Origin of the sequence: Phenylobacterium sp. (genome assembly GCF_041919955.1) — a bacterium.
Taxonomy (GTDB): Bacteria; Pseudomonadota; Alphaproteobacteria; order Caulobacterales; family Caulobacteraceae; genus Phenylobacterium.
On record NZ_JAYRSU010000012.1, the window covers coordinates 50,337 to 72,212 of the forward strand.

Sequence of the window (21,876 nt, forward strand, 5' to 3'; positions counted from 1 at the left end):
TTTCCTCCCCTCCCCCCACTTGTCATCGATCCACCTCCCCCAGCGGGGGAGGATCTACGTCATGAAACTCCCCCGCCGCCTCGAACCGCGCCTGGCGCAGAGGCTGATCAAGCGCAGCCTGCCGACCTCGCTGTTCGGCCGCTCGCTGCTGATCATCGTCCTGCCGGTGGCGCTGATGCAGATCGCGGTCACCTGGATCTTCTTCGACGCCCACTGGCAGACCGTGACCAGCCGCCTCTCCGACGGTCTGGCCGGCGAGGTCGCATGGGCGGTCGAGAGCTATCAGGACGACCCGCGCGAGGCGACCATGGTCCGGATCGCAGAGCGGGCCGAGAAGTCGCTCAATCTCTCCATCGCCCTGCAGCCAGGCCGCAGCCTGCCCGAGCGGCGGCGGACCAACGCCTTCGCCGTGGTCGATCGCTCCATCGACCGGGCGCTGTCCCAGCGGCTGGACGTCCCCTATTGGTTCGACACAACCCGCTACCCCGCCTATGTCGACATCCGCGTGAAGGTCGATCAGGGGGTGATCCGCATCCTCGCCCCGCGCGACCGCGCCTTCGCGACCCAGGGCCACATCTTCGTGCTGTGGATGGCCATGGCCACAATCCTGCTGACCGCGATCGCCATCCTCTTCATCCGCAACCAGACCCGCACCATCGAGCGCCTGGCCGCCGCCGCCGACGCCTTCGGCAAGGGCGTCGACATGCCGGCCTTCAAGCCCAGCGGCGCGCGCGAGGTGCGTCAGGCGGCACACGCCTTCCTGGCCATGAAGTCGCGCATCCAGCGCCACATCGACCAGCGCACCGCCCTGCTGGCCAGCGTCAGCCACGACCTGCGCACGCCCCTCACCCGCCTAAAGCTGGAACTGGCCCTCGCCGACCCTGGGCCGCGCACGGCCGACATGAAGCGCGACCTGTCGGAAATGGAGCACATGATCGACGAATACCTCGCCTTCGCCCGCGGCGAGGGCGGCGAGGCCGTCGAGACCGTGCACCTCAAGGACCTCATCGAGGAGGTCAGCGAAGGCGCCGTCCGCGCCGGCGCGACCGTGGCGGTCCATGTCGCGCCCGACCTGATGGCCGCGGTGCGGCCCAACGCGCTGAAGCGCGCCCTCTCCAACCTGGTGATGAACGCCGCCGCCTATGGCGAGCAGGTCAATGTCGCGGCTACGCCGCGCCCTGGCGGCGGCGTTGAGATCGTGGTCGACGACGACGGCCCCGGCATTCCTCAGGACCGCTACGAGGACGCCTTCAAGGCCTTCAACCGTCTGGACGAGGCCCGCAACCAAAACGAAAAGGGCGTCGGCCTGGGCCTGGCCATCGCCCGCGACGTGGCCCGCAGCCACGGCGGCGACATCGTCCTCGACCGCTCGCCGCTGGGCGGCCTGCGTGCGGTCGTGAGATTGCCTGGATAGCGCGGTTCATCCAGTCTCGGTATTCACGCGTCTTGCTCGCGCTCCGGGAGGACCATTCATGCCGATCACACGCGCCGCCGCGGCCGCCGCCGCGCTCGCCCTGCTGTCCACGCCAGCTCTCGCCGCCGACCCTGTCGAGGGCCTCTGGATGGTCCAGGCTGGGACCGCCAAGGTCCGTGTCGCCCCCTGCGCCGCCGACAAGGCCAGGATGTGCGGCCAGATCGCCTGGCTGAAGAACGCCGCGGCGAAGGACGCCAACAATCCCGACGAATCGCTGCGCGGCCGCCCGGTCCTGGGCCTGCTGATGATCCGCGACTTCAAGTCGTCAGGCCCCGGCAAGTGGACCGGCGGCAAGATCTACGATCCGAACTCGGGCAAGACCTACGGCTCGAAGATCACCGCCAATCCCGACGGCACGCTCAAGGTCGAGGGCTGCGTGGCGGTGGTCTGCCAGGCCCAGACCTGGAAGAAGACCAGCTAGACGGCGTCAAAAGATGCTCCCCCGAAGCGGGAGGATCTGGAGAGCCCTACCCCCCCAGTTCCCTCGACCGCCGCGCTGCGGCGGCCACCGCATCGCGCAGCAACTCGGGGAACCCGCCCTCGCCCATCAGCACCTCCAGCGCCGCCTGGGTCGTGCCGCCCGGCGAGGTGACCTGGCGGCGCAGTTCGGCCGGCTCCTCGCCGCTCTGGGCCAGCAGCGCCGCGGCCCCGACAATGGTCGATCGCGCCAGCCGCGCGGCGTCTTCCGCCGGCAGGCCGGCCGCCGCCCCCGCCGCCTCCAGCGCCTCGACGAAAGCGTAGAGATAGGCCGGCGCCGATCCGGACACTCCGGTCGCCGCGTGCATCAGGTCCTCGTCGGCCACCTCGACCACCGCTCCCACCGGCGCGAACAGCGCCCGCGCGCGCTCGGCGGCCACAGGGTCGGGCGCATAGACGCTGGCCGTGCCCTGGCGCACGGCCACCGCCGTGGTCGGCATGATCCGCGCCACGGCCCGTCCGCCGAAAGCCTGCGAGATGTCGGCCGCGCGCACGCCGGCGGCGATGGAGACGATCACCGCGTCGGGGGCCAGGTGCGCGGCGACCTGGGCGGCCGCCTCGCGCCACATCTGCGGCTTCACCGCCAGCAGCACCGTCCGGGCGGCGGCAAGGGCCGCGTCCTGCGGATTCACCGCTGCGCCGGCGGCGCGCAAGGCGTCGAGCGCCGGGCTTTCGAAGGGTTCGCGGATGATCAACTCGGCGGCCTGGAACGCCCCGGCCGCCCGCCAGCCCTCGATCAGCGCCCCGCCCATGCGGCCGGCGCCCAGCATCAGGATCGGCGTCATTCCAAAGTCCCCAGAGCGTGATAGCCGAAGCGCGTTCGGCGGCCATCACGCTCTTTGTTTCAGATCGGCGCCCGTTTCAACGCCCGAAGGGGATCAGGCCTCGCCGACGGTCTCGAACATGCAGGCGGCGACAGCGTCGGTGGCCGACTTCGAGCCGCGCACCAGGAAGTCGAACGCCGGATAGAAGCGGTCGGCCGCTTCCATCGCCACGTCGATCATCGCCGCGGCTTGGGCCAAGCTGGGACGTTCGCCGGTCATCAGCGCCATGGCGTGGCGGAAGATGATCTCGCCGTCTTCCCAGACCTCGAAATGCCCCAGCCAGACACGCTGGTTCAGGATCGAGATCAGTTCGTGGGCGGCGGCGCGCTGCTCGGCCTTGGCCTGCAGGTCGAACGACAGGCACAGTTGCAGGCAGTCGGCTTCGGGGCGCCAGGCGAACCACAGTTCGTAGTCCTTCCAGTCGCCGGTGAGAGCGAAGGCGAGATCCCCGTCTTCCGTGCGGTCGAACTGAAGATTCTCGGCGGTGAGGACGTGCTCGACGACATCCAGCGGATCGAGCGCGACCAGGACGTCTTCGTCAGGAAGCGGAGTGTCCATTAGACCGGCGGTCCTTTCGCAAAAGGCGTCGCGGGCCGAGCCGGCCATCGAATCGCCTGCGACATTGAAAGTAAGCTGCTTTGCGGGCTTCCCGTCATCGGCTTTCTTGCCGCGGGCGAGCCACATTCGCGTGTTGCAACGCTCAGTCTTTCTTGGCCGTCTTCTTGGCCGCGGGCGCTTTCAACGCCTCGATCTCGGCGCGCAAAGCGGCGATCTCGGCCTTCAGGACGTCGATCTCGTCGCGGCGGACGAGATCGAAGTCGGCCACGAAGCGGTCGGCCTGGGCGCGGAAGGCGGCCTTGGCCTCTTCGCTCGCGGTCTGGGCCAGGCCCATCGCGGCGCTGGTGATCTTGGCGAACTCGTCCAGGAAAGGGTTCTGGGTCTGCATAGCCCCTATATGGCCCGGCGGGGGATGAAAGCGAAGGGCTTCTCGTCTAAACCCTGGGGGCGAAACATTCGGAGACCCCGGCTTTGCAATTCCCCGATTTCGATCCAGTCCTCGTCCAGATCGGGCCTCTCGCAATCCGCTGGTACGCCCTGGCCTATGTCGCGGGCATCCTGCTGGGGTGGCGCTATGTCGCGGGACTGGTGAAGAATCAGGCGCTCTGGGGCCCGCGCGGGGCTCCGGCCACCACCGCCCAGATCGACGACCTGATCCTCTGGATCACCCTTGGCGTCATCCTCGGCGGCCGTCTCGGCCACGTCTTTTTCTATACGCCCTCGATCATCGTCGAAGACCCGGCCGAGATCGTGAAGGTCTGGCATGGCGGCATGAGCTTCCATGGCGGGACCCTGGGCGTGCTGATCGCGGTCTTCGGCTTCTGCTGGAAGAACAAACTCGACGTCTTCCGCGTGGGCGATGCGATCACGGCCTGCGCCCCAATCGGCCTGTTCTTCGGCCGCGTAGCCAATTTCATCAACGGCGAGCTCTGGGGCCGTCCGACCGATGCGCCCTGGGCCATCATCTTCCCGCAGGCCGGCCCCGAGCCGCGCCATCCCAGCCAGCTTTATGAAGCGGCCTTGGAAGGCGTCCTGCTCTTCTTGATCCTGCGCTGGGCGACCCACGGCGCCGGCTTGCTGAAGCGCCGCGGCGTCGTCGCCGGCATGTTCTTCCTCGGCTATGCCGTGTTCCGCACCATCGTCGAGAATTTCCGCGAGCCCGACCGCTACCTCCAGCATTTCCCGTTCGGCCTCACCATGGGAATGATGCTGTCGGCGCCGATGGTGATCGGCGGCCTCTACCTGATCTGGCGCGGCCTGCGCGAGCCGCTCGCGCCTGAAGCCGCCGAGCCGCCGGTTCAAGCCAAGACCGAGAGCCCATGACCCTGCGCGAGCGCCTGGCGGCCCAGATCCGGGCCAGCGGGCCGATGAGCCTCGCCCAGTACATGACCGCCTGTTTGCACGATCCGGACTACGGCTATTACGCGACCCGGCCGGCCCTGGGCGAAGGCGGCGACTTCATCACCGCCCCGCTGGTCAGTCAGATGTTCGGCGAGTTGATCGGCCTCTGGGCCGTCGAGACCTGGAATCGCATGGGCCGCCCTACCCCGTTCCGCCTGATCGAGATGGGGCCTGGCGACGGCACGCTGATGAGCGACCTGCTGCGTGCGGCAAGGCTCTCGGCCGCCTTCACCGAAGCGGCCGACGTCTGGCTCGTCGAGACCTCCCGCCCGCTGCGCGACCGCCAGCGCCAGGCCCTGGGCGACCGTCTCTCCTGGGCTGACGCCCTGGCCGACGTGCCCGGGCAGGCGCCGACGATCCTGGTCGCCAACGAACTGCTCGACTGCCTGCCCGTGCGCCAGTTCGTCCGCACCGAGCGGGGTTGGGCCGAGCGCGTGGTCGGCCTCGACGAGGCGGACGCCCTCGCCTTCGGGCTTACCGGTGCGCCGAGGCTCGATCAGGTCGCCCCGGTCGGCGCGATCCTCGAGACCGCTCCCGCCCAGGCCGCGCTCGGCGACGAGATCGCCGCGCGCCTGATCCGCGACGGCGGCGCGGCTCTGCTGATCGACTACGGCCGCGCGGTCCCCGGCTTTGGCGATACGCTCCAGGCTCTGCGCCGCCACCGCAAGGAAGGCCCGCTGGAGAACCCCGGCGAGGCCGATCTAACCGTTCACGCCGACTTCCCCGCGGTGATGGCCGCCGCCGCCGCCCAGGGCGCCCAGACGCCGCAGATCCTGACTCAGGGCGAGTTCCTCGTGCGCCTGGGGATCGGCGCCCGCGCCGAGGCCCTGGCCGCCGCCCGGCCGGACCTCTCCGACACGATCGAGCGCCAACTCGAACGCCTGGTCGCCCCCGACCAGATGGGCGAACTGTTCAAGGCCGCCTGCATCCATTCGCCGGGCTTCGTCCCGCCCGCCTTCGAGGCCTATCCGTGACCGACCTGCCCGTCCTGACCTCGCCGCTGCTGGACCTGCCCGGCGTTCGCCACGCCTTCTTCACCCGCCGGGGCGGCGTGTCCCGCGGCGTCTATGACAGCCTCAACGTCGGGCGCGGCTCGCTGGACGAGCCGGGCGACGTGGTCGAGAACCGCCGCCGCGCCGCCGCCCACTTCGACCTCGCCGAAGGCGCGCTGAACACCTGCTACCAGATCCATTCGGCGGACGCCCTGGTCGCCGACGCCCCCTGGAACGGCGAGCGGCCCAAGGCCGACGGCGTCGTCGCCCGCGTGAGCGGACTCGCCTGCGGCGCCCTGGCCGCCGACTGCGCCCCGATCCTCTTCGCCGATCCCAAGGCCCGCGTGGTCGCCGCCGCCCATGCTGGCTGGAAGGGTGCGCTCGGCGGCGTCGCCGAGGCGACCCTGGCGCGGATGGCCGAGCAAGGCGCGAACCTGCCCGACGTCGTCGCCGTGGTCGGCCCCTGCATCGGCCCGGCCTCCTACGAGGTGGGCCTGGAGTTCCTCGAGCGCTTCGTCGCCGACGAGGCCGAGAATGTCGAATTCTTCACTCCGGTCGACGGCGCGGAGAAGGCGATGTTCGACCTGCCCGCCTTCGTCCTGCACCGCCTGCGCCGCGCCGGCGTCGGCGCCTGCGCGTGGATCGGCCGCGACACCTGCGCCGAGGAGGACCTGTTCTTCTCCAACCGCCGCGCCTTCAAGCGCGGCGAAGGCGACTTCGGCCGCCTGCTGTCGGCCATCGCCCTGGTCTAGGTCCGCGCGCCCGACAGGTCGAAGCGATCGCGCGGCAGGGCGCGGGGCATCTCCGCCTGCAGATAGGCCAGCATCTTCTCGCGCACTTCACAGCGCAGGTCGAACGCCTCGCCGGCGTTGCGCGCGCTGACCAGGCAGCGCACCTGCATCGTCCGTTCGGTGAGGTCGGTCACGGCGAGGTTCACCACATCGCCGTCCCACAGCTTCGATCCGGCCGCGATCTCCGAAAGCTTGCGCCGCAGCGGTTCGATCGGTGTCGAATAGTCCACGTAGAGCATGGCCGTCCCGATCAGCGAGGCGCTCTCCCGCGTCCAGTTCTGGAACGGCTTCTGGATGAAGTAGGTCAGCGGCAGCACCATCCGCCGCCAGTCCCACAGCTTCACCACGACATAGGTCGAGCTGATCTCCTCGATCCGCCCCCACTCGCCTTCGACGATCACCGCGTCGTCGATGCGGATCGGCTGTGTGGTGGCGATCTGGATGCCGGCGATCAGGTTGGTCAGGAACGGCTGCAGCGCCAGGCCCGCGATGATGCCCGCCGCGCCCGCCGAGGCCAGCAGGCTGACCCCGTACTGCCGCACCCCGCTGAAGGTCATCAGGGCGAAGGCCACCGTCAGCACGACGATCAACGCCGCTATCGTCCGGCGCAGGATATTAGTCTGGGTGAGGTGCTTGCGCGCCAGCAGGTTGTCTTCGACGTCGATGCGGAAACGCCGCGTGTAGATCAGCTCGGCGATGTCCAGCGCGGTCAGCGCGGTCCAGCCGCACAGCACTATGAAGCCGATCAGCAGCGCCCGGCTGAGCGCGTCCAGCGGCGCCGCCCCAAGACGGGCCAGCGGCGCAGCGACTCCAAGGCCCACGATGAGGGCGGCCAAGCGGGTCGGTCGCCGCGTGCGACGCACCAGCTCGCGCCAGAACTCGTCGCGCCGCGCCATGGCCTTGCGCACCCCGGCCACCACCGCCTGATGGATCGCCAGGGCGGCCAGCGCGCCGGCCGCCAGCACGATGATGCTGAGCACCCAGCCCGGCGTCCATGCGGGCGCCAGGCCTTCCATCCATTCCATCATGTCCGATCGTCTCGCGATTGCGCCCGCCAGGCGGGCGGAGGGGCGACGCCATCCCAACGCGTGAGGCGCAGGATGGATCGCCGCGCGCGAGCTCAGCCTACGGCACGATCGTCGTGAACAGGTAGACCGCGAAGATCACAAGATGGACAACGCCCTGCAGCACCGTGGTCCGCCCGGTGCCCAGCGACAGCGTGGTGACCAGCAGGGTCAGCACCAGCAGCACCATCGCCTTGGCGTCGATGCCCAGCGCCAGCGGCCAGCCCATCGTCAGCGACACCACCGCCACCACCGGAATGGTCAGGCCGATGGAGGCCAGCGCCGAGCCCAGCGCCAGGTTGAGGCTGGTCTGCAGCCGGTCGGCCCGCGCCGCGCGCACCGCCGCCAGGCTTTCGGGCGCCAGCACCAGGGCCGCGATGATCACCCCGACCACCGCCTTCGGCGCCCCGGCGTTCGCCACCGCCGACTCGATCGTATAGGCCAGTGACTTGGCCAGCAGCACCACCGCCACCAGGGCGACGACCAGCAGGCCCAGGCTCACCCAGGCCGCCAGCGCGCTCGGCGGCGCGGCGTGGGCGTCCTCGTCGTGCGCGGCCGAGCCGCTGGGCAGGAAATAGTCGCGGTGGCGTACGGTCTGAACCAGCACGAAGGTTCCGTACAGCACCAGCGACACCAGCCCGACGAAGGCCAATTGGCTGCTCGAATAGGTCGGGCCCGGGACGCTCGTCGTATAGTTCGGCAGCACGAGTGTCAGGATGGCCAGGGCCGCCAGGGTCGCGAGCGCCGCGCTCACCCCCGCCTGGCCGTAGCGCTGCTCCAGATGGCGCGCCCCGCCCAGCAGCAGGCAGAGCCCGACCAGGCCGTTCAGGATGATCATGATCGCGGCGAACACCGTGTCGCGCGCCAGTCCGGCCCCCGACGGGCCGCTGGACAGCATCAGCGAGACGATCAGCGACACCTCGATCACCGTCACCGCCACCGCCAGGACCAGCGTCCCGTAGGGCTCGCCGATCTTGTGGGCGACGACCTCGGCGTGGTGCACCGCGGCCAGCACGCACGCGATCAGGCCGGCGGCCAGGGCGATGTCGTAAGGCCCGCCGAGCTTCGCCCCGAGGAGCAGCAGCGAGCCGATGATGGGTGAGAGCCAGGTCCAGGCAGGCAGTCCGATCTTTTGCATGGCTGAACCGTAAACCAAGCCTCGCCATGCGGCGACCCGCCGCGCACCTGTGTTCGTTCACGATGTTCTTGGCCTTGCCCTCACGCTCGCGCCTGATAAAAGCCGCGCAAATACCGACACCTGCCCCTGGGGGACCGATGAAGCTGCTGGCTGGCAACTCCAACCGTGCGCTGGCGGAGGCCGTGGCCTCGCACCTGGATCTCCCCCTGACCCGCGCCCAGGTGAAGCGCTTCGCCGACAACGAGGTCTGGGTCACCATCGACGAGAACGTCCGCGGCGAGGACGTCTTCATCCTTCAGTCGACGAACTACCCCGCCAACGACAACCTGATGGAGTTGCTGGTCTGCATCGACGCTCTGAAGCGCGCCTCGGCCAAGCGCATCACCGCGGTGATGCCTTACTTCGGCTACGCCCGTCAGGACCGTAAGACCGGCGGCCGCACCCCGATCTCGGCCAAGCTGGTCGCCAACCTGATCGAGCGCGCCGGCGCCGACCGCGTCCTGACCATGGATCTGCACTCGGGCCAGATCCAGGGCTTCTTCGACATTCCGACCGACAACCTGCTGTCGGCGCCGCTGCTGGCGACCGACATCAAGGAGAACTACCAGAAGCCCTCCGAGATCATGATCGTCTCGCCGGACGTCGGCGGCGTGGTCCGCGCCCTGGCGGTGGCCTCGCGCCTCAACGCTGAGCTGGCCATCGTCGACAAGCGCCGCTCGGGTCCGGGCAAGAGCGAGGTCGCCAACGTGATCGGCGACGTCTCCGGCCGCCGATGCATCCTGTTCGACGACATGATCGACGGCGGCGGCACCCTCTGCAACGCCGCCCAGGCCCTGATCGATTCGGGCGCCGAGGAGGTCTCGGCCTATGTCACCCACGGCGTGCTCTCGGGCGCGGCGGTCGAGCGGGTCAACGGCTCGGTGCTCAAGGAACTGGTCATGACCGACTCCATCCCCGCCCCGGACCGCGCCCGCGACGGCGGCAAGATCCGCTACGTCTCCTGCGACAAGCTGCTGGGTGAAGCCATCCGCCGCATCGCCAACGAAGAATCGGTCTCCAAGCTGTTCGACTGACGCCGAGGGCGAGCCTTCGCGCCCCCTCACGGCGATATGATCGGCGCTCCACGCCTAAGGCCCAGCTTGGTTAAGCCTCGTTAACCACGTCGCGGACACATTCTCGCCCGCTCCAAGGTGCTATGTTCCGGCGCCTGAATACCTGGGGAAGGCACAGGATGACCAAGGCGCCTCGCGCGGCCCTCTCGGCCGCGGCCATCGCATTTTCCGCAATTCTGGCCTCTTGCGCCGAACCACCGCCGCCGGTCGCGGTCGCGCCGCCGCCCCCGCCGGCCGTCTCGCTCTCCCCCAAGCTGGTCGAGCAGGCCGCCGCCTACCGCTATTACATGGACAAGGCCGCGGCGATCTCGCCGGCCTTCGTCGACGGCGCCACCGTGGCCGAGGGCCTGAAGGTCGGCGCCTCCTACGAGCCCAAGCAGTTCCTGCAGGGCGCCATGGCCTACGGCGCGATCGTCGCGCTCCAGGACCCGGCCTTCGTCGCCGGCGTCAAGCAGTACGCCGGCAACGCCCAGCAGCGTCAGCAGATCGCCTACGAGATCATGAAGGACCCGGCCTATGTGGTCGGCCTTTCCGGCTCCCACAGCGCTGCGGGCATGGTCATGGCCGCGCTCGGCGACGACGGGAACAAGTTCTATCAGGCCGGCAAGACGGTGAAGCAAGCCGCCTACGACGTACAGAAGCAGCCGTGGTCCAAGGCCGACGTGCCCGCTCGCGACGTGCGGCTGATGCAGACCAAGGCGCTGGGGACCACGCCGGTGGTCGGCGACGTCGCCCAGACCGCGCGCCTGCAGCAGGCGGTCAGCGGCGGCCAGTCGCTGGGCGTCGTCGGGACCACCGCGGCCCCGCCCTTCACCCCGCTGGTGATTCGCAGCCTGGCGATCGCCGCCCTCGGCGTGCTCGGCCATGCGACCGACGCGAATCTCGAAACGCTCAACGCCATCATGGTCGAGCCGAACGTCACGTCCTGCGCCAACATGGCCAAGCTGAACCTCTATCAGTGCCTGGCCGTCGCCAAGCCGCACTACGAGGACGTCTTCTGCCTGGGCCAGCACGCGATGATGGACACCGCCCGCTGCGTCATCAAAGCCTCGGGCCAACCCGAGCCCTACGAGCCGCGTTTCGTCCCCACCGTCCGCGAGAACGCCAGCTACAAGCCGACCCCGCCCAAGAAGCCGGCGAAGAAGGCTGCGAAAAAGGGTTAGGAATCCTTCCCCTGGCCCGTTGCCACGGCCGGGGGTTTTGTGTATCTACGCGCACCTTTCGGCCCTAACGGGTCGTTCCGTCGCCGCGCGGGTCTTCGCGCGGCGGCTTCGTTTTGAGGCGAGGCCATGGCCGATATCATCCTGAACGTTGAAGTCCGCGAGCGCACCGGCACGGGCGGCGCGCGCGAAACCCGCCGCGCGGGCCTGGTTCCCGGCGTGCTGTACGGCGGCGACAAGGATCCGGTCGCCATCGCGGTGAAGAGCAACGAGTTCCGCAAGGCGCTCTACACCGGCAAGCTGCTGGGCCACCTGGTGACCCTGAAGTACGGCAAGGAAACCCAGCCGGTCATCGCCAAGGCCGTCGACATGCATCCCGTCACCGACGAGCCGATGCACTTCGACCTGTACCGCGTCGACGAGCACCAGACGATCAAGATCGCCGTGCCGGTGCACTTCAAGAATCACGACGCCGCGCCGGGCCTGAAGAAGGGCGGCACCCTGAACGTCGTGCGTCACGAAGTCGAACTGTCGTGCCATGCCGACGCCATCCCGGAAGAGCTGGTCTTCGACCTGACCGGTCTGGAAATCGGCGACACCATCCGCATCGGCGCCTTCGACCTGCCCAAGGGCGTCACCCCGGCCGTTGACCGCGACTTCGTCGTGGCCACCGTCGCCGGCTCGGCCGCCGGGGCTTCGGAAGCCGCCGGCGAAGCCGCCGAAGGCGAAGCCTAAGCCGCTCCAGGCCGGTTCGGAGGGCGCATGCTCGTCCTGGCCGGCCAGGGCAATCCGGGAGCCCGCTATGCGGGCAACCGGCACAATATCGGCTTCATGGCCGTCGACGAGATCGCGCGCCGCTGGCGCTTCGGTCCCGAACGCTCTCGCTTCTCCTCCCTCGTCCGCGAGGGGGAGATCGAGACGCCCAGCGGCCCGGTCCGCACCCTGATCCTAAAGCCTCAGACCTATTACAACGAGAGCGGCCGCTCCGTGTCCGAGGCGCTGAAATTCTACAAGCTCAAGCCCGCCGACCTCGTCCTGTTCTATGACGAGATCGACATGGCGCCCGGCCGCTTCCGCATGAAGCTGGGCGGCGGCGCGGCCGGCAACAACGGCGTGCGCTCGGTCACCGCCCATATCGGCCCCGATTTCCGCCGAGCCCGGCTCGGCGTCGGCCATCCGGGCCACAAGGATCGCGTCCAGGGCCATGTGCTCTCCGACTTCCACAAGGTCGACCAGGCCTGGGTCGAGGCGCTGCTGCGCGCGGTCGCCGACGCCGCCCCCCTGCTGGCCGAAGGCGAGGACGAGAAGTACCAGACCGAAGTCATGCGCCTGGCCCCCGCCGACAAGAGCGACGTGCCGCGCGGGCGGGGATAGTCGCGCCCCTCTCGCTCCCCGTCATGGGGAGATTGGATCGCCGCAAAGCGGCGAGACGGGTGGGGCCTCCTGCATCTCAGCAGTCCCCCACCCAGACCGCTTCGCGGTCTGTCCCTCCCCACAAGGGGGAGGGAAAAGCCCCCGCCCCTTGGGCCTTGCCCCCTAACGTGCTAGGTCGCCGGCTCGAAATTCAGGAACCGCTCTCCCCATGGCTCTCAAAGTCGCCATCGTCGGCCTGCCGAACGTCGGCAAGTCGACTCTCTTCAATGCGCTCACCCAGACGGCCGCGGCCCAGGCCGCCAACTATCCGTTCTGCACCATCGAGCCGAACACCGGCGATGTGGCGGTTCCCGAGCCGCGCCTGAACGCCCTGGCCGCGATCATCCCGTCCAAGGAGATCATCCCGGCCCGAATGAACTTCGTCGACATCGCCGGCCTCGTGCGCGGCGCGTCCAAGGGCGAGGGCCTGGGCAACCAGTTCCTGGCCAACATCCGCGACTGCGACGCCGTCGCCTTCGTGGCCCGCTGCTTCATCGACGACGACATCACCCACGTCGAGGGCAAGATCGACCCGCTGGCCGACCTCGAGACCATCGAAACCGAGTTGATGCTGGCCGATCTGGAGAGCCTGGAGAAGCGCGTCGTCAACCTCGAGAAGCGCGCCAAGACCGGCGACAAGGAAAGCGCCCAGACCCTGCGCCTGGTCCAGGTCGCCCTGGCCGAGCTCAACGCCGGCCGCCCGGCCCGCAAGGCGCAGGTCTCCGCCGAGGACGAGAAGGCCTGGCGGATGCTCCAGCTGCTGACCTCGAAGCCCGCCCTCTACGTCTCCAATGTCGATGAAGCGTCCGCGGCGACCGGCAACGACCTCTCGGCCCAGGTCGCCGAGCGCGCCAAGCGCGACGGCGCCGACCACGTGGTGATCTCGGCCCAGATCGAGAGCGAGATCGCCCTGCTCGACGAAGCCGAACGCGTGGAGTTCCTGGAGACCCTCGGCCTGACCGAGCCTGGCCTCAACAAGCTGATCCGCGAGGCTTACCACCTGCTCGGTCTGCAGACCTACTTCACGGTCGGGCCGAAGGAAGCGCGCGCCTGGACGATCCACAAGGGCGACACCGCCCCGCAGGCGGCCGGCGTGATCCACACCGACTTCGAGAAGGGCTTCATCCGCGCCGAGACCATCGCCTACGAGGACTATGTGAACCTCAAGGGCGAGGCCGGAGCCCGCGACGCCGGCAAGCTGCGCGCCGAAGGCAAGGAATACGTCGTCAAGGACGGCGACGTGATGAACTTCCGCTTCAACGTCTAGGAAGCGCTGAGATGCTCCTCATCGGGAGGAGCAACCTCATGCTGTCATCCCGGTTTCGGTCGCAGACCGAAGACCGGGCCCCATGAACACCAGGCGCGCGGATTTTTTCCGCCGCCTTTCCGTCGCCCCCGCTGAGGTTTCCTGCTTCACTCGCGTCTAACACAGACGGGAGAGCGCGCATGGGCGAGACCATCACCCTCAAGGGAGCCGACGGCTTCGAGTTTTCGGCCTACCACGAGCAGGCCTTCACGCCCCGCAAGGGCGGCGTGATCGTGATCCAGGAGATCTTCGGCATCGACCGCCACGTCCGCGCCGACGTCGAGCGCTGGGCCAAGGCTGGCTACGAGGCGATCGCCCCGTCGCTCTACGACCGCCGCGAACGCGGCTTCACCGCCGGACATGACCCCGAGGGCCTCGCCGCCGGGGTCGCCCATGCCCGCGCCACGCCGCTGGAGCAGGCCCTGAACGACATCGGCGCCTGCCGCGACTTCCTCGCCACGCGGGGCAAGGTCTGCGTGGTCGGCTACTGCTACGGCGGCTCGCTGGCCTGGCTCAGCGCCGCCAAGGTCGAGGGCCTGGCCGCCGCCTCCAGCTATTACGGCAGCCTGGTCCAGGCCAATGCGGACCTCAAGCCCCTGTGCCCGGTCATCATCCATCTCGGCCACACCGATCCCGGCATCCACGCCGAGGAGGTCGAGAAGGCGGTGCACGCCCACAATCCGCAGGTGCCGGTCTACATCTACGAAGGGGCCGGCCACGGCTTCAACAACGAGAGCCCGGAACGCTACCACGAGGAAGCCGCCGACCTCGCGCGGGCGCGCACTCGCGAACTCTTCGAGACCGCCTGAACGATGGGCGAGACCATCACCCTCAAAAGCCCGCTGGACGGCTTCGAGTTCGCCGCCTATCGCGCGCGTCCGACCGACGCGCGCCGTGGGGGCCTGCTGCTGATCCAGGAAATCTTCGGCGTCACCGATCACATCCGCGAACTGGCCGACAGCTTCGCGGCCGAGGGCTACGAGACCATCGCGCCGGCCTTCTACGACCGCCTGGAAAAGAACTTCGCCGCCGACTACAGCCAGGAGGCGATCGCCAAGGGCGTTCAGTATTCCCAAGCCACGCCCTGGGACCAAGTGGCCGCCGACGCCCAGGCGGCGATCGACGCCCTGGCGCCGCCGGTGTTCGTGACCGGCTTCTGCTGGGGCGGCGCGGCGACCTGGCTGGCCGCCTGCCGCTGCACCGGCCTCTCGGCGGCCGCAGCCTTCTACGGCCGCCGGATCACCGAGCTGAAGGACGAGGTTCCACGCATCCCCACCATCCTGCACTTCGGCAAGACCGACGCCTCCATCCCCATGGAGCGGGTGGAGGAAATCGGCCAGGCCCATCCCGAACTGCCGATCTATCTCTATGACGCCGGCCACGGCTTCGTGTCGGACCGCCGCGCGGACTACGATCCCGACAGCGCCCGGCTCGCGCGGCTGCGCACCCTGGCGCATTTCGCCAACAACGGCGGGGGGCGAAGTTCGGCGTGATCCTGGAAACCACCCGGCTGCGTCTTCGCCCCCTGGCGGAGACCGATCTCGACGCTCTGGCGGCCATCGCCTCGGACCCTCAGGTGATGGTGCACGTCGGCGACGGACGGCCGCTCAGCCGCGCCGCCACGGCGCTGTGGATCACCAACGCCGCCGCCAGCCTGCGGCTCAGCGAGGTCGGCAGCCGGGGCGTGACGCTCAAGACCTGCGGCAGCCTGATCGGCTGGGTGGGGCTGATCCCGACGCCGGCCCCCAACCGGCTGGAGATCATCTACGGCTTCGCGCGTCCCTACTGGGGCCAGGGCTTCGCTACAGAGGCGGCCGGTGCGGTGCTGGAAGCCGCGGCCCTCGGCGAGGTGGACGCCACCATCGATCCGGAAAACGCCGCCTCTCTCCACGTGCTGCGCAAGCTGGGCTTCGCAGAGCTCGCCATGGAGACCGACGAATACGGACTGCCGACCCTGCGTCTGCGCCGCCCCGCCCAGCAGGTCGCGTCCTAGCCCTCGCGCTCTTCGATCTGCGCCCGGACCTCGGGCACGGTCTCCAGCGCCCGCACCAGGATCGCCTGGGCGCCCAGTATGCCGATGCCAGCCGCATAGCCCGAGAACACGCCGGCCGGATAGCGGCCCCCGTGCCCCACCGCCCAGACCTGCCAGTAGATGAACAGCGCCGCGGCGGCCAGCAATCCCACCCCGGTCAGCACCGAGATCGGCGTCTGGCCGAAACCCGCCTGGAAGCTCAGCCAGACATAGCGCGCCAGCATCCTCTTCAGCGCGGGGACCAGCAGCGGCAGCACCAGCGACAGGAACAGGAACATCCCCGGCCAGATCAGCGTCCGCTGGGCGATCAGCGCCGCCCCGCCGGGCAGCACTTGGAAGGCGTTGACCACCGCCCCGGCGTAGATCAGCGCGGCGGCCCCGACGGCCACGTCCTGCATGCGGCGGAAATCGCGCCAAGCCCTGATGAAGGTCATCCGAACGACTTAGGCGATGGATGCGGCATGGGTAAGGCCTATCTCGCAGCGGCCGCTCATGCCTATGCTGGCCGCGAGGGGCCGACAGACGCCCCGCCCTCTCGTCGCCGCATGTCATGAAGCCCGCCGCCCTGGCCTTCGCCCTCGCCGTCCTCGCCCCGGCCGTCGCCCGCGCCGGCGAGAGCGCCTGCTGGTTCGAGCAGGGCGTCCTCGTGGCGCCCGCTTCGATCGCCGGCCTGGCGGGCGATTACATCCTCGACACCGGCACGCCGACGACCCAGTTGCACGAGACCAAGGCCCAGGCCGCGGGCATGGTCGAGACGGCCCAGACCGGCGAGATTCGCATCGCGGGCCTCACCCTGCCTGCCCGCCCCTTCGCGGTCGCCGACCTCGATGCGCGCACCTACGCCTTCCCCACCCCGATCGCCGGAGTGATCGGCGCGGACCTCCTGTCGAACTACGTGGTCGACGTCAGCTTCGCCCCCTGCCGGGTCGCCATCTATCCGCTGCGCCAGGCGCCGCGTTTCGCCAGCGCCGCCGTCGTGCCGCTCAAGACCATCGATGGGGTCGCAACCGCCCGGGCGGCGGTGTCCGATGGCCCGCGCGCCTTTGCCGCCGACTTCGTGGTCGCCACCGGGGGCGATGCGCCCGTGCGCGTGAGCGAGGGCCTGGCCCAGGCGCCGGGCGCCAAGCCGCAGGACGTTCTGCCGGGCGGTGAGCGGCGCGCCAGCCTGCGCGCGGCCTCCTTCGCCGGGACCCTGTTCGAGAACCTGCCCGGCGGCCTCTCGCCCGCCTCTGCGCGGTCAGCCGGCGTCATCGGCGCCCCGCTGCTGGCCCGCTGGCGGCTGCGGTTCGACTTCCCGCACGGGCGGCTGCTGCTCGCGCCTGCCGGCTGAACCCGCTCAGAGGCGGTCCATCCGCAGCCATTGCGGCTTGCCCGCCCAGGCGCCGGCCAGGGCCTGGCGAGCGGCCTGCGCGTCAGCCTTGCGCCCCTGCGCCGCCTCGCTGCGGGCCAGGCCGTACAGCGCCCAACCGTTGCGCGGCGTCTGCGCCAGCGCTGCGCGGAAGGCCTCGCTGGCCTCCGCCGGCCGGCCGGCCAGGAACAGCGCGGCGCCCAGCGACTGGTTGACGGGATAGTACCAGTAGGGCGGCTCCTGGTAGGGCAGCGTCGCCTCTATCGCGACGGCCTTGCGATAGTGGTCGACCGCCTCGCCATAGCGCCCCTGCGCCGTCGCCAGCCGCCCCCGCGCCACCGCGGCGGCCAGAATGGTCAGGTCGCCGGCCGGTACGCCCTGCGCGATCAGGTCGGCGAAGGCGCCGCGCTTCGGCAAGGCCTCCATCGCCGCGAGTTCGGCCTCGAACCCCTTGGCGTCGCGCATCTGGGCGTAGGCCACCGCGCGGGCGTAGTGGCGCATCGCCGCCGCATAGGGCAGCCGCGTGTCCGGCGCCGGCATGTCCAGGATGGCCTGGGGCGCGGCGAACTGGGCCATGGCCTGGTAGGGCGCGGCGTCGATCACCTGCACCCAGCCGATCTTCGCCGAGGTCTCCACGTCCAGCAGGCCCCGCAGGCGCGAGGCCTCGGCGATCGCCGCGTCCATGTCGCCGGCCATCTGGGCCGAGGTCACGATGAAATGGACGTTGTGCGGATAGTAGCCGTACCGGACCAGCCCGTGGTCTCCGGCGCTGCGGATGAAGGCCTCGTCCGCCCGAGCCGCGGCCACATTGACCCGCATCGAGTCCAGATAGCGCCCGCGCACCTGGTAGATGTGCGAGGGCATGTGCACCAGGTGTGCGGCGCTGGGCGCCAGGGGTGCGCCCAGCCGGTCGGCCGCGGCCTCCGCCCGCTTGGCGTCGGCCGATTCCAGCAGGTGGATATAGAGGTGCGCGGCCTGTACGTGGGCCGGATTGCGGGCCAGAACCGTCTCGATCAGCCGCACCGCCTCGCCGCTGCGCCCGATGGGCGTCTTCTTGTCGGCCTCCCAGTAGTTCCAAGGCGTGGTGTCCATCGCCGCCTCGGCCGCAAGCACCGCCACGTCGTCGTCGGCCGGGAAGCGGCGGGCGGCGTCCAGCATCGCATCGGCATAGGCGCCGTCCAGCGCTGCGCGGTCCGCCTTGGGATCTCGCGAATAGCGGCGGGCCACCGCCTCGATCAGCGACCGCTCCACGGGCGAGGCGCGCTCGCGCAGCGCCATGGCCTTGTCCATGGCGGCCAGCGCCGCCTCGCGGTCGCGCTCGTCCATCGGCGCGTTGATGTTCGGGCCCAGCGCGACCGCCTCGCCCCACCAGCACATGGCGCAGGAAGGATCCAGCTTCTGAGCCTCCCGGAACGAGCGGACGGCCCCTGCGTGGTTGAAGCCGTAGGTCAGCAGCAGGCCCTGGCTGAAGTACCGCCGCGCCTGCGGATCGGCCGTGGTGAGGGGGAACGAGGACTTGGTCAGGTCCTCGTAGAGCGGGATGGGCCCGGCCTGGCTCGCCGGCGCCGCCACCGCCTGCGCGGCGAGCAGTCTGCGCAGAAAAGCCCGTCCCCCGTCCCGCGTGGCGCAGATCGACCCGGCGGCCAGGGTCGGATCGAGCGCGGCCAGGACCTTGGGCGATATCGGCCGCTCAAGCGGGAAGCTCATGAGCGAGAGCCCGATCCCGGCGACGGCCGCAGCCTTCAACCCAGCGCCCATAGCGGTCCCTCCACCAGCCGTTCGCATATCGTTGGTTTTTGAAACTGCGAAGTCAAGCAAGGGGCTGCGCAACGAAAAAGGCCCCGGATCGCTCCGGGGCCTTCTCGTATCGTGTCGGAAGCACCGAGCCCTAGTGGGCGACGTTCTTCCAGATCTTGCGGTAGCTGGCGTACAGCAGCCCCGCGAAGATGAAGAGATAGATCATGGCGGCCATGCCGAACGCCTTGCGCTCTTCCATCTTGGGCTCGGAAGCCCAGGCGATGAACGCCGCGACGTCCTTGGCTTGCTGCTCCAGCGTCGACTTGGTGCCGTCGTCGAAGGTCACTTGGCCGGCCGCCAGCGGCGGGGCCATGGCGATGAAGCCGCCCTTCGGAACCTGGTCGTGCGGACCGGTCCACGCGGCCGAGACGTCGCCGTTCATGTACGGGTTGTAGTGCTGCCCGACGCCGACCTTCAGGCCGGGAGGCGGCTCCTTGTAGCCCGTCAGGATCGAGACGATGTACTGCGGCCCATGGTGACGGGCCTTGGCCATGACCGACAGGTCCGGCGGCAGCGCGCCGCCGTTGGACGCGCGGGCCGCGGCCTCGTTCGGGAACGGCGAGGGGAACTTGTCCGCCGAGGTGCCGGGACGGTCGATGACGTCGCCGGTTTCGGAGTCGATGTCCTTGATCTGATAGTCCTTGGCGACCGACTTCACATAGGGGTTGTCGTTCGGGTTCGGATACTTCGGATCGTAGAACGGCCCGCCCTTCTGGCCGAGGTTGCGGAAGTACATCAGGTTCATCGAGTGGCAGGCCGAGCAGACCTCCCGATAGACCTTGTAGCCGCGTTGCAGCTGAGCCTGGTCGAACTTGCCGAACGGGCCTTCGAAGCTGAACTCGACATGCTTGGGCGGCAGGGCGCCGCCGGCGGCGTGCGCCGCCGGGGCCGCCAGAACGGCCAAGCCAAGCGCCGCGAGCGCGATACCTTTACGCAGCATCTTAGGCTCAACCCCTCTTTTCAGGCGAAGCCGCGGCGCCGGCCGGCGCGTTGGCGGGATGCGAAAGCACAGGTTCGCTGATCGATTCCGGCTGCGGCAGCGGGGTCTCGGTGAGGCCCAGGACCGGCAGGACGACCAGGAAGTAGGCGAAGTAGTAGAGCGCCGCGAAGCGCGACAGCCAAACGAAGCTGTTCAGGTCCGCGTCGATCAGCTTGAAGGTCGACAGGCCCGGGATCACGTGGTCGTCGGGCAGCTGGCCGCCGCAATAGCCGAGGATCAGGCAGGCCAGGACGAAGATCAGGAAGTACAGCTTCGCCGTCGGACGGTAGCGCATCGAGCGCACCTTGCTGGTGTCCAGCCAGGGCAGCACGAACATCACCGCGATGGCGCCGAACATCAGCAGCACGCCGCCGAGCTTGTCCGGAACCGCGCGCAGGATCGCGTAGAAGGGCAGGAAGTACCATTCGGGCACGATGTGCGACGGGGTCACCAGCGGGTTGGCCGGAATGTAGTTGTCGGCGTGGCCCAGGGCGTTCGGGTTGTAGAACACGAAGGTCGCGAACAGGATCAGGAACACCGCGATCGCGAAGCCGTCCTTCACCGTATAGTACGGGTGGAAGGGAACGGTGTCGGCCTTCGACTTCACGTTCACGCCGGTCGGGTTGTTGTTGCCCGGCACGTGCAGCGCCCAGATGTGCAGGCCGACGACGCCGGCGATCATGAACGGCAGCAGGTAGTGCAGCGAGAAGAAGCGGTTCAGGGTCGGGTTGTCGACCGCGAAGCCGCCCCACAGCCAGGTGGTGATCGCTTCGCCCACGACCGGCAGCGCACCGAACAGGTTGGTGATCACGACGGCGCCGTGGAAGGACATCTGGCCCCAGGGCAGCACGTAGCCCATGAAGGCGGTGGCCATCATCAGCAGGTAGATCACGCAGCCCAGGATCCACAGCACCTCGCGGGGCGCCTTGTACGAGCCGTAATAGAGGCCGCGGAACATGTGGATGTAGACCGCGATGAAGAACATCGAGGCCCCGTTGGCGTGCATGTAGCGGATCAGCCAGCCGTAGTTGACGTCACGCATGATGCGCTCGACCGAGGCGAAGGCGTGGTCGACGTGCGGCACGTAGTGCATGGCCAGCACGATGCCGGTGACCAGCTGGATGCCGAGGCAGACCGCCAGGATGCCGCCGAAGGTCCACCAGTAGTTTAGGTTCTTCGGGGTCGGGAAGTCGATCATCGAGTCGTACGCCAGGCGCACGACGGGAAGACGGGTGTCGAGCCAGCGCTCGATGCCGGTCTTGGGTTCGTAATTGGAATGTCCGCTCATCTGGGTCAGCCCACCTTGACCTTGGTGTCGGAAAGGAAGGTGTAGTCGGGCACCGCCAGGTTCTTAGGCGCCGGCCCCTTACGGATGCGGCCCGAGGTGTCGTAGTGCGAGCCGTGGCACGGGCAGAACCAGCCGCCGTAGTCGCCGCCGCCGAAGGTCGGCACGCAACCCAGGTGCGTGCAGGTGCCGACCAGCACCAGCCACTGGGCCTTGCCCGGCTTGTGACGGTCTTCGTCCTTCTGCGGATCGCGCAGGTCCGGCGCGTTGTCGTCCTTGATCGCCTTGGCGATCTCGGCGCCGGTGCGGTTGCGGATGAACAACGGCTTGCCGCGCCACTTGATCGTGACCTGCTGGCCTTCCTCGACCTTGGTCAGGTCGAATTCGACCGACGCCAGCGCCAGCGTGTCGCCGGACGGGTTCATCTGGTCGATGAACGGCCAGGCCAGGCCCGCGACGGCGCCGCCGGCCGCGACGGCCGCCGCGATATGGATGAAATCACGCCGGTTCGGGTCGTCGCCCGCGGCGTGGGTATCGGGATTTGCGCCCGCGACGGTGTCGGCCACCTTAAAGCTACCCTTCGTTGGGGGCCGCGGACCGCGACCCTTCAGACCTCCCCGGTGTGACCCGAAGAGATCCCGCCTTCTACCCCCGCCAGCGGTTCTGGTAAGGGCCATCGGTATTAATCGCTGGCGCCGGGCAAACCCGCGGAAGGCTTGTGGATT

At 69.1% G+C, this 21,876-nt stretch carries 24 protein-coding genes; 14 read left to right on the forward strand and 10 right to left on the reverse strand.

What is annotated here, in order from left to right; all coding sequences use genetic code 11:
• Positions 1 to 61 precede the first annotated feature (61 nt).
• Positions 62 to 1,414, forward strand: coding sequence for an ATP-binding protein (locus ACE3T2_RS11720; protein WP_374657488.1), 1,353 nt, complete (start codon positions 62 to 64; stop codon positions 1,412 to 1,414).
• 58 nt (positions 1,415 to 1,472) lie between these two features.
• Positions 1,473 to 1,895 (forward strand): DUF2147 domain-containing protein, encoded by a 423-nt coding sequence (locus tag ACE3T2_RS11725; protein WP_374657490.1) that lies wholly within the window; start codon positions 1,473 to 1,475, stop codon positions 1,893 to 1,895.
• Between the two features lie 46 nt (positions 1,896 to 1,941).
• On the opposite strand, the gene proC is transcribed toward ACE3T2_RS11725, so the two are convergent.
• From proC to ACE3T2_RS11740, 3 genes are all read right to left on the reverse strand, one after another.
• Positions 1,942 to 2,736 (reverse strand): pyrroline-5-carboxylate reductase, encoded by a 795-nt coding sequence (proC, locus tag ACE3T2_RS11730; protein ID WP_374657492.1) that lies wholly within the window; start codon positions 2,734 to 2,736, stop codon positions 1,942 to 1,944.
• A gap of 93 nt (positions 2,737 to 2,829) precedes the next feature.
• The gene (locus ACE3T2_RS11735; protein ID WP_374657494.1) at positions 2,830 to 3,333 is read right to left on the reverse strand and encodes a YbjN domain-containing protein; all 504 of its coding nucleotides are present in this window, start codon (positions 3,331 to 3,333) and stop codon (positions 2,830 to 2,832) included.
• A 142-nt stretch (positions 3,334 to 3,475) separates the two neighbouring features.
• Positions 3,476 to 3,721: an accessory factor UbiK family protein gene (locus tag ACE3T2_RS11740; protein ID WP_374657496.1), complete on the reverse strand. Its 246-nt coding sequence runs from the start codon at positions 3,719 to 3,721 to the stop codon at positions 3,476 to 3,478.
• Positions 3,722 to 3,804: 83 nt separating this feature from the next.
• Here ACE3T2_RS11740 and lgt point away from each other — a divergent pair, with 83 nt between their 5' ends.
• Genes lgt through pgeF form a run of 3 tightly spaced genes read left to right on the forward strand, consistent with a single transcriptional unit; the run spans position 3,805 to position 6,478 of the window.
• Positions 3,805 to 4,656: a prolipoprotein diacylglyceryl transferase gene (lgt, locus tag ACE3T2_RS11745; protein WP_374657498.1), complete on the forward strand. Its 852-nt coding sequence runs from the start codon at positions 3,805 to 3,807 to the stop codon at positions 4,654 to 4,656.
• A complete protein-coding gene (locus tag ACE3T2_RS11750) occupies positions 4,653 to 5,708 on the forward strand; it encodes a class I SAM-dependent methyltransferase (RefSeq protein ID WP_374657500.1) in 1,056 nt (351 codons plus the stop codon). Before lgt ends, ACE3T2_RS11750 begins: the two co-directional genes overlap by 4 nt.
• Positions 5,705 to 6,478 (forward strand): peptidoglycan editing factor PgeF, encoded by a 774-nt coding sequence (pgeF, locus tag ACE3T2_RS11755; RefSeq protein WP_374657502.1) that lies wholly within the window; start codon positions 5,705 to 5,707, stop codon positions 6,476 to 6,478. Before ACE3T2_RS11750 ends, pgeF begins: the two co-directional genes overlap by 4 nt.
• On the opposite strand, the gene ACE3T2_RS11760 is transcribed toward pgeF, so the two are convergent.
• Positions 6,475 to 7,545 carry a mechanosensitive ion channel family protein gene (locus tag ACE3T2_RS11760; RefSeq protein ID WP_374657504.1) on the reverse strand — a complete coding sequence of 357 codons (1,071 nt, stop codon included), beginning with the start codon at positions 7,543 to 7,545 and terminating at the stop codon, positions 6,475 to 6,477. The two genes, pgeF and ACE3T2_RS11760, sit on opposite strands and share 4 nt — an antisense overlap.
• A 97-nt stretch (positions 7,546 to 7,642) precedes the next feature.
• The gene (locus tag ACE3T2_RS11765) at positions 7,643 to 8,719 is read right to left on the reverse strand and encodes a calcium:proton antiporter (protein WP_374657506.1); all 1,077 of its coding nucleotides are present in this window, start codon (positions 8,717 to 8,719) and stop codon (positions 7,643 to 7,645) included.
• Between the two features lie 137 nt (positions 8,720 to 8,856).
• On the opposite strand from ACE3T2_RS11765, the gene ACE3T2_RS11770 reads away from it, so the two are divergent.
• From ACE3T2_RS11770 to ACE3T2_RS11805, 8 genes are all read left to right on the forward strand, one after another.
• A complete protein-coding gene (locus ACE3T2_RS11770) occupies positions 8,857 to 9,792 on the forward strand; it encodes a ribose-phosphate pyrophosphokinase (RefSeq protein ID WP_374657508.1) in 936 nt (311 codons plus the stop codon).
• Positions 9,793 to 9,950: 158 nt separating this feature from the next.
• Positions 9,951 to 10,994 (forward strand): hypothetical protein, encoded by a 1,044-nt coding sequence (locus tag ACE3T2_RS11775; protein WP_374657510.1) that lies wholly within the window; start codon positions 9,951 to 9,953, stop codon positions 10,992 to 10,994.
• 126 nt (positions 10,995 to 11,120) lie between these two features.
• The gene (locus ACE3T2_RS11780) at positions 11,121 to 11,726 is read left to right on the forward strand and encodes a 50S ribosomal protein L25/general stress protein Ctc (RefSeq protein WP_374657512.1); all 606 of its coding nucleotides are present in this window, start codon (positions 11,121 to 11,123) and stop codon (positions 11,724 to 11,726) included.
• Between the two features lie 27 nt (positions 11,727 to 11,753).
• On the forward strand, positions 11,754 to 12,365 hold the full coding sequence (gene pth, locus ACE3T2_RS11785) for an aminoacyl-tRNA hydrolase (RefSeq protein ID WP_374657514.1): 612 nt from the start codon (positions 11,754 to 11,756) through the stop codon (positions 12,363 to 12,365).
• Positions 12,366 to 12,573: 208 nt separating this feature from the next.
• Positions 12,574 to 13,671, forward strand: coding sequence for a redox-regulated ATPase YchF (gene ychF, locus ACE3T2_RS11790; protein ID WP_374657516.1), 1,098 nt, complete (start codon positions 12,574 to 12,576; stop codon positions 13,669 to 13,671).
• A 179-nt stretch (positions 13,672 to 13,850) separates the two neighbouring features.
• The gene (locus tag ACE3T2_RS11795) at positions 13,851 to 14,519 is read left to right on the forward strand and encodes a dienelactone hydrolase family protein (RefSeq protein ID WP_374657518.1); all 669 of its coding nucleotides are present in this window, start codon (positions 13,851 to 13,853) and stop codon (positions 14,517 to 14,519) included.
• 3 nt (positions 14,520 to 14,522) lie between these two features.
• On the forward strand, positions 14,523 to 15,203 hold the full coding sequence (locus tag ACE3T2_RS11800) for a dienelactone hydrolase family protein (RefSeq protein WP_374657520.1): 681 nt from the start codon (positions 14,523 to 14,525) through the stop codon (positions 15,201 to 15,203).
• Entirely contained in the window at positions 15,200 to 15,703 is a 504-nt protein-coding gene (locus tag ACE3T2_RS11805; RefSeq protein ID WP_374657522.1) for a GNAT family N-acetyltransferase, read from the forward strand. Before ACE3T2_RS11800 ends, ACE3T2_RS11805 begins: the two co-directional genes overlap by 4 nt.
• Here ACE3T2_RS11805 and ACE3T2_RS11810 read toward each other — a convergent pair.
• A complete protein-coding gene (locus ACE3T2_RS11810) occupies positions 15,700 to 16,176 on the reverse strand; it encodes a hypothetical protein (RefSeq protein WP_374657524.1) in 477 nt (158 codons plus the stop codon). The two genes, ACE3T2_RS11805 and ACE3T2_RS11810, sit on opposite strands and share 4 nt — an antisense overlap.
• 116 nt (positions 16,177 to 16,292) lie before the next feature.
• Between ACE3T2_RS11810 and ACE3T2_RS11815 the strand changes: the two genes are divergently transcribed.
• A complete protein-coding gene (locus ACE3T2_RS11815; RefSeq protein ID WP_374657526.1) occupies positions 16,293 to 17,072 on the forward strand; it encodes a hypothetical protein in 780 nt (259 codons plus the stop codon).
• Between the two features lie 6 nt (positions 17,073 to 17,078).
• Here the strand turns inward: ACE3T2_RS11815 and ACE3T2_RS11820 are convergent, their stop codons facing one another.
• The 4 genes from ACE3T2_RS11820 to petA form a co-directional block, all read right to left on the reverse strand.
• Positions 17,079 to 18,848, reverse strand: coding sequence for a tetratricopeptide repeat protein (locus ACE3T2_RS11820; protein ID WP_374657528.1), 1,770 nt, complete (start codon positions 18,846 to 18,848; stop codon positions 17,079 to 17,081).
• A 130-nt stretch (positions 18,849 to 18,978) separates the two neighbouring features.
• Complete coding sequence (locus tag ACE3T2_RS11825; protein ID WP_374657530.1) at positions 18,979 to 19,827, reverse strand: cytochrome c1; 849 nt, start codon at positions 19,825 to 19,827, stop codon at positions 18,979 to 18,981.
• 7 nt (positions 19,828 to 19,834) lie between these two features.
• A complete protein-coding gene (locus tag ACE3T2_RS11830) occupies positions 19,835 to 21,154 on the reverse strand; it encodes a cytochrome bc complex cytochrome b subunit (RefSeq protein ID WP_374657532.1) in 1,320 nt (439 codons plus the stop codon).
• 5 nt (positions 21,155 to 21,159) lie between these two features.
• A complete protein-coding gene (gene petA, locus ACE3T2_RS11835; RefSeq protein WP_374657534.1) occupies positions 21,160 to 21,717 on the reverse strand; it encodes a ubiquinol-cytochrome c reductase iron-sulfur subunit in 558 nt (185 codons plus the stop codon).
• Positions 21,718 to 21,876 lie beyond the last annotated feature (159 nt).